Origin of the sequence: Streptococcus sp. 20925_1_24, assembly GCF_041432335.1 — a bacterium.
Classification (GTDB): Bacteria; Bacillota; Bacilli; order Lactobacillales; family Streptococcaceae; genus Streptococcus; species Streptococcus mitis_BM.
This window is the reverse complement of record NZ_JAPVZM010000021.1, coordinates 19,325-27,399: the sequence shown is the minus strand read 5'-3', so window position 1 is coordinate 27,399 and position 8,075 is coordinate 19,325. Positions and strand designations below refer to the sequence as shown.

Here is an 8,075-nt window from a genome sequence, read left to right as displayed (position 1 = left end):
TCAACAAGTACAAGTGCTTCTGAAACACCATCAGAATCAGCAGGTAAGTCAAGACAGCAATTGCCAAATACAGGTACAGAAGCTTCCAAATCATCTGTACTTTTAGGAGCTTTGGCAGCTGTGACTGGTTTAGGTCTGTTTGCGAAACGCCGTAAACGTGATGATGAAGAATAATCGGATAAAAAATACATAGAAAGTATTGTTATTTCGATTTATGAAGAATCCCTTGGATGAAAAATCATCCAGGGGATTTTTTGATACTAAAAGTGAATAGATGCTGAGAAATAGGGTAAAAAATGTTATAATATTAGGAAAGGAGAGAGGCTTCATGACTGAAAAAATTACAGTAATTGTACCAGTTTATAATGTTGAACATTACCTAGATAAGTGTTTGGATAGTGTAATAAAACAAACATATAAAAATATTGAGATTATTGTTGTCAATGATGGTTCTACAGATAGTTCGGGCGCAATTTGTCAAGAGTATGCACGCAAAGATAATCGGATTATTTATATTGAAAAAGAAAATGGTGGTTTATCAGATGCGAGAAATGTAGGTCTGGACAAAATGACTGGTTCCTATGTAACTTTTATTGATTCAGATGATTGGGTTGAGTCGGATTATGTAGAAGTTTTATACGATAAACTGATCGAGTATCAAGCAGATGTTTCAGTCGGGAATTACTACTCATATAATGAAGATGAAAAACTGTTCTATTTTCATATGAGTGCGGACTCTTACTATGAGAAAGTATATGACAATGTTTCTATCTTTGAGAACTTATATGAATCAAAAGAAATGAAGAATTTCGCATTAATTTCTGCGTGTGGGAAACTTTATAAGGCGAAATTATTTGATTATATTCGATTTGATAAAGGTAAACTTGGAGAGGATGGATATTTTAATCAAAAGATATACTTATTGGTTGAAAAAATAGTTTATATAAATCAAGGTCTTTATGCATATCGCCAGAGAAATGGGAGTATTACAAAGACTTGGACAGAAAAGTGGATGCATGCCATAGTTGATGCTATGTCCGAACGGATTACTCTACTAGCTAATATGGGGTATCCTCTTGAGGAACACTTAGCAGTTTATCGTCAGATGTTGGAAGTCAGTCTCGCGAATGGTCAAGTTAGTGGCTTATCTGATACAGCAACGTATAAAGAGTTTGAAATGAAAAGAACTCTTTTAAATCAGTTGTCAATACAGGAGCAAAAGGAAAAGAAGGCTATTGTCCTCGCGGCAAATTATGCTTATGTAGATCAGGTCATGACGACTATAAAGTCCATTTGCTATCACAATCGCTCAATCCGTTTTTATTTGATTAATAGTGATTTTCCAAATGAGTGGATTAAGCAATTAAATAAGCGCTTGGAAAAGTTTGATTCAGAAATTATTAATTGCCGAGTGACGTCTGAGCAAATTGCCCGTTATAAAACGGATATTAGTTATACAGTTTTTTTACGCTATTTCGTAGCTGATTTCGTGAAAGAAGAAAAGGCCCTCTACTTGGATTGTGATTTAGTTGTAACGAAAAATTTAGATGACTTGTTTGCTACAGACTTACAAGATTATCCTTTGGCAGCTATTCGAGATTTCGGGGGCAGAGCCTATTTCGGTCGGGAAATTTTTAATGCAGGTGTTCTCTTAATCAATAATGACCTGTGGAAACAAGAACAGATGACTCAAAGGTTGATTGATTTGACCAATGAATGGCATGATAAGGTGGATCAGGCAGATCAGAGTATCTTGAATATGCTTTTTAAAGATAGATGGTTGGAATTGAACTTTGATTATAATCATATTGTCATTCATAAGCAGTTCACTGATTATCAATTACCTGCAGGTCAAGATTATCCTGCTATTATTCATTATCTTTCTCATAGGAAACCGTGGAAGGATTTGGCAGCTCAAACCTATCGCGATGTTTGGTGGTATTACCATAATCTAGAATGGACAGAGTTGGGACAAAATTATCATTTACATCCACTACAAAAGTCTCATATCTATCCTACAAAAGAGCCTTTCGCTTGTTTAATTTATACTGCTTCAGACCATATTGAACAACTTGAAACATTGATTCAATCCTTACCAGCCATTCAGTTTAAGATAGCAGCTAGAGTAATGGTCAGTGATAAATTAGCACAGTTGATAGTTCATCCAAACGTGACTATTTTTAATGGCATCCATTATTTGCTAGACGTCGATGACGAACTGGTAGATACTTGTCAAGTCCTTTTAGATATTAATCATGGTGAAAAAACAGAGGAAATTCTCAATCAATTTGCAAGACTTGGGAAACCTATTTTATCCTTTGAAAACACCAAATCCTACGAAGTTGGTCAGGAAGTATATTCTGTTGACCAAGTTCAATCAATGATTGAAAAAATAAGAGAAATAAGCAAATGAAGGAAAAACATCTATCAGGAGATACTCTGATTTTGACGGTTAGTGATCAGATTGAACAGTTGGATTATCTCCTAGAAAACTTGCCAAACATCTGTTTTCATATTGCAGCCCCTGTCCAGTTTTCCGAGAAAATCCGTAGTTTAGAAATGAACTATAATGTCCGTCTCCTAACGGTTACAAATGAAGAACAGCTAAACTTTCTAATCAATACGTGTGACTTTCTACTAGATATCAATTGTTTTCAAGAAGTCGATTCTATTGTTTCCAAGTTTGTCCAGACTGGGAAACCTGTCTTTGCATTTGATAATACAGCCCATGGAAATCAGGGGCAGGAAGTTTTTCTGTCAAGTACACCAGATAAATTGGTTTCTAGAGTGAGAGACTATCTGAATGAAGTCAGAGTCTACACCAATCATCAAGAAAAAATCATCCAAGATGGGACTTGGAATGTATTTCAAATCGATGATAAGGCAAACTTGCTTGTAGGAGCCAATGTCATCTGCAGAAATTTTGAAAATTTTCATGTTTCTTCTGGTAAGTTAATACTGCATGATGGTGTTTTTATCAATAACTCTTGTAGTTTTAACTGTATGGAGAGAATTGAAATCGGGGTAGGTACCATGATGGGGGAAGGTGTCCGTTTTTATGATCATGACCATATTTATACCGCTGAAAAGATAGAAAAATGGCAGTGGACCACAGCGCCAATAAGAGTTGGAAGAGATTGTTGGATAGGAAGCAATGTCACGATTTTAAAAGGAGTGACTATTGGGGATAATACCATTATAGGAGCAGGCTGTCTTATTCGCGATGATGTTCCAGCAAATAGTGTGGTTTATCAAGATAGGAATCTGATTATAAAGAAAAGAAATTAATCTGGAAATGAGTGGAGTATGAGTACAAAAAAAGCAATCGTTTTAGGAGCAGATAATAATTATCGAGAAAAATTGGAAACAACTATTAAATCTATTTGTTACCATAATAGAGACTTGAAATTTTATATTTTTAATGAAGATATTCCCAAAGAGTGGTTTTATCTGATGGATAAGAGACTAGAGGAAATAAACTGTGAAATTTTGAATATAAAAATTGATGCAGAAAAAGTAAAGCATTTTTCTACTCCTGATAAACACATCAAGTATATGACTTATTTTCGCTATTTTATTGCAGAATTTGTAAAAGAAGATAGGGCTTTGTATTTAGATTGTGATATGGTTGTTCATGGGAATATAGATCTGTTATTTCAGAAAGATTTTGAAGAAAATTATATAATCGCCGTTCCAGATGGGTGGTATAAAAATATTTTTAATGCAGGGATGATGATGGTAAATGTTCATAAGTGGAAAACTGATAATATTTGTCAAAATCTTTTAGAGTTGACTGCAGAAAAGCATCAAGAAGTTTATGGGGATCAGGGAGTCTTAAATCTATTATTTGAAAATAAGTGGAAGAAAGTATCTCCTCATTATAATTTTATGGTTGGGCTTGATACCTTAGCTTATTGGGCTCAAAAGCCAGAGTGGTTTTTAAATAGTTGGGATGAAACCTATAAACCTGCTATTATCCATTTTGAAGGTAAAGATAAACCTTGGAATGATTCATCAAAAACAAGATATAGAGAATTGTGGTGGTTTTACAATGGTTTGGATTGGCAAACTATTTTATCGCAAGTTGATAGCAAACCAACTACGTTTAGTGAAATTGCATCAGTTTGCTTATTCCATACGGCTATTTTTACAGATACACAAGATTTAGAACACATAGAATATCTAGTAGAAAACCTCTCTAATGTTCACTTTCACATTTTTGCCCATAGTTATTTTGGACCGAGAGTACAAGTACTGAACACCTTTAAAAATGTATCTCTTTATCCCAATTATACACCGTATCAATCTCAAGAAATGCTGAGTAAGTTAGATTTTTATTTAGATATCAATCATAATCAAGAAATAGATAATATTATTTCAAAAGTTCATCACTTATCGAAACCAATATTTACTTTTGAGAATACGAGTCATGATACAAATAATCGAAGTCAGATATTGTCTTCATCAGAGCCAAAGGAAATGGTAAAAGTTATTAAACAGTTTTTAGGAGAATAATTGTATAGCTTATGGATGAATTAATTAGTATTATAGTTCCAATATATAATGTTGAAGAGTATTTGCGAGAGTGTTTGGATAGTATTCAAAAACAAACTTATCCGAATTTTGAATGTATCATGGTTAATGATGGTTCTACAGATAATTCGAAACAAATAGCAGAAGAGTATCTAGTGGATAGTCGTTTTACACTAATCAATCAAAGTAATCAAGGTCTAAGTTCGGCTAGAAATACGGGTATTAGTCATATTAGAGAAGAGTCTACTTTTATATCCTTTGTAGATAGTGATGATTATATTTATCCTGATTTCTTAGAAACTTTAATAGAACACATCGAAGATGATGTTGATATTATAGAAGGAATGATTGAATTTTTCCATGATGAAATAAAAGTGGATAATGTCTCTCATAATTTTGAGAAAAAAATATTAATAAGTAAGGATAGCAAATTGGGAGAATTAGCATTAAATGAGCTGAGAGTTAACGTTTTTCCAAAATTGTTTCGAAAAAGTTTATTAACAGAAGATTTTTTCCCAAAAGGTTGGATATTTGAAGATTTAGCAGTTGTTCCAGAGTTGGTAAGTCATTCAGGAAAATGGATTAAATTACCAAAAGTTATCTATGGTTACAGGATTCGTCCAAATTCAATTACTACTAAAGAATTTTCAGAAGAAAAATTGGATATATTCAAGATATTAGAGAAATTTGATTCTTATTTTAAAGATGAGAGTGATGTAACAAAATTATTAGTTGAAAAAATAAAATACTTACATTTGAATTATCATGACATAGAATTTGTACCAGAGAATAGTCAGTATAAACAGCTATATAAAAAAGAAAAACAAAAAATATTATCTAAAATAGCAGATTATGAAAATAAAGCCTTAATTAGTATTATAGTTCCAATATATAACGTTGAAGAGTACTTGCGAGAGTGTTTGGACAGTATTCAAAAACAAACTTATCAGAAATTTGAATGTATTATGGTTAATGATGGTTCTACAGATAATTCGAAACAAATAGCAGAAGAGTATCTAGTGGATAGTCGTTTTAAGCTAATCAATCAAAGTAATCAAGGTCTAAGTTCGGCTAGAAATACAGGAATCAAACATCTTAGCGCTAATTCTTCTTTTGTGAGTTTTGTGGATAGTGATGATTATATTCATTCTACATTCTTAGAAAAAATGACGGCACAAATTGAAGAAGGTGTTGATATTATAGAGGGATTGTTTGAACATTATCATGATGGAAATATCTATTATTTTCCTCAATCTGAACCACATAAAGTAGCTCTAGAAACTACGGTAGAAAAATTAAAGTGTCTAGCATTAGAAAAAATTAGAAATAGTTCCTGTGGGAAACTAATTCGAAGGGAAATGTTGCACGGTAGTTTTTTTCCAGAAGGATGGATTTTTGAAGATTTAGCTGTCGTACCAGAGTTCGTTACTAGCTCAAATAAATGGGTTAAAATACAGGAGACTGTGTATACTTATAGAATTAGAGAAAACTCTATTATTACAAGTTCGTTTTCGGAGAAAGATTTAGATATATTTAAAATTTTTGAAAAATTTGATTATTTTTTCAAAGACGAATCACGTAACATAAAAATTTGGGTAGAAAAATTAAAACTACTACACATAAATTATAGAAGCGAGAAAGTACCTACTCAGTATATAGAGAGATATCAAAAAGAAAAAGAAAAAATATTATCACAAATCGAAGAGTATGAAAAGGGAGAACTGATAAGTATTATCGTGCCTATTTACAATGTTGAAAATTATTTGAGACATTGTTTGGAAAGTATTCAGAATCAAACTTATCAAAATTTTGAGTGTTTATTGATAAATGATGGTTCGTCAGATAACTCTGCTGAAATTTGTAGAGAGTATGTTGAGAAGGATTCTCGTTTTCGTTATTTTGAAAAAGAAAATGGTGGAGTTTCTTCGGCACGTAACCTAGGTATAGAACGCTCGAAAGGACAATATATAACCTTTATTGATTCGGATGATTGGGTAGATTCTGATTATTTAGAATTATTGTATATGAAAATAAATGAATATAATGCAGATTTAGCAGTTCTGACATATAAACAATACAGTATGAACGATGGATGTTTTTATTTGCATGTTTGGGAACAAGATTATTACGAAAAATATTATACTGGAAACGAGTTGTTAAATTCATTACCAAATTTAGAGAATTATGATAGTACATTTAATGTATCGTGGGGGAAACTATTTAAACGTAACTTTTTAGAAACTGCTACCTTTAATGAACAACGAATAATGGGAGAGGACTTAGAGTTTAATTTTAAGATTTTTTTACAAATCAAGAGTTGTATTTATCTCAATAAGGCCCTTTATAATTTTCGACAGCATCATTTATCTACTAGGGCGAGAAAAATTAGTGATAAGTATTTGATGGATAATGTAGAAATAAGGTTGGGTCGTCTACCGTTTCTTATTGGAAAAACTGTTGATACTAATCTTTATTTAGCTAAAACAAAAGAATTTTTGAAATATCATATTGACAATGAAGTCGAATTTGGTATTGATAATACAAATGCTATACAGTTATATAAAGAAATTTTTCATAATTTATAGAATTACTAGTAGACAATATACTTGGTTAGGATTTTAAAGTTGTTGAATTAAAGGAGAAATAGATGGTTCAAGAATTAATTAGTATTATAGTTCCTGTTTATAATGTGGAAAACTATCTACGTATGTGTTTAGATAGTATTATGAGTCAGACTTATCAAAATTTTGAGTGTTTATTAATAGATGATGGCTCACCAGATAATTCAGCTGACATCTGTAGGGAATATGTTGAGAAAGATTCTCGCTTTCAATATTTTGTCAAAGAAAATGGTGGACTATCAGATGCACGTAATTATGGAATAAGGCAATCAAAAGGCTCCTATCTTACTTTTGTAGATTCAGATGATTGGCTAGATTCTTCTTACTTAGAAACTCTATATGAACTGATAATAAAACATAATGCAGATGTTTCAATAGCTTGTTATGGTGCTTATGATGAGGAAAGAGCAACTTATCTTTTTTATGCTTATGGAGATGAGTATGAAAAAATTTATAGTGGAAGAGAAGTTGTCGAACAGCTACCTAAATTTGAAGGGGGAGACTTAACGTTTCAAACTTCATGGGGGATATTGTCAAAGCGTGAATTATTTGACCAAATAACGTTTCCAGTAGGAAGGATTAACGAAGATATAGGGACAAATTATAAGTTATTTATGCAAGCTAAAAAAATAGCTTACACACATAAAAATCTATATTTTTATCGTATTCGAAAAACAAGTATTTCAAATAGTGGTTTTTCTGAGAAAATGATGAGGGATGATCATGATTTGAGATTGGAACGGATTGCTATGGTAGCTTTAAAAGGTTACGATATAAGTCAGTACGTTCAACAACATAAATTTTATCTAGACTATTGGCATCGAATAGCAAATGAAAAAGGACTAGAAAATAGTATTGAAACTAAGAGGTTAGAGGAGTTAGATTTTTTATTGACAGGGAAAATTTACGAGGAGAAATAAA

6 protein-coding genes are annotated in these 8,075 nt (G+C 31.9%); all 6 read left to right on the top strand.

What is annotated here, in order from left to right; translation table 11 throughout:
- Positions 1-174, top strand: a 174-nt coding sequence (locus O3650_RS09410) for an LPXTG cell wall anchor domain-containing protein (RefSeq protein WP_371492000.1), incomplete at its 5' end; no start/stop codon positions are given.
- A gap of 154 nt (positions 175-328) precedes the next feature.
- Complete coding sequence (locus tag O3650_RS09405) at positions 329-2,413, top strand: glycosyltransferase (RefSeq protein ID WP_261074791.1); 2,085 nt, start codon at positions 329-331, stop codon at positions 2,411-2,413.
- Positions 2,410-3,288: an acyltransferase gene (locus tag O3650_RS09400; protein WP_261029777.1), complete on the top strand. Its 879-nt coding sequence runs from the start codon at positions 2,410-2,412 to the stop codon at positions 3,286-3,288. Before O3650_RS09405 ends, O3650_RS09400 begins: the two co-directional genes overlap by 4 nt.
- Before the next feature lie 18 nt (positions 3,289-3,306).
- Positions 3,307-4,515, top strand: coding sequence for a glycosyltransferase (locus tag O3650_RS09395; protein WP_261074792.1), 1,209 nt, complete (start codon positions 3,307-3,309; stop codon positions 4,513-4,515).
- An 11-nt stretch (positions 4,516-4,526) separates the two neighbouring features.
- Positions 4,527-7,118, top strand: a complete 2,592-nt coding sequence (locus O3650_RS09390) for a glycosyltransferase (RefSeq protein ID WP_261029775.1) — start codon at positions 4,527-4,529, stop codon at positions 7,116-7,118.
- Between the two features lie 62 nt (positions 7,119-7,180).
- Positions 7,181-8,074 (top strand): glycosyltransferase, encoded by an 894-nt coding sequence (locus tag O3650_RS09385; protein ID WP_261029774.1) that lies wholly within the window; start codon positions 7,181-7,183, stop codon positions 8,072-8,074.
- Position 8,075: the final 1 nt, after the last annotated feature.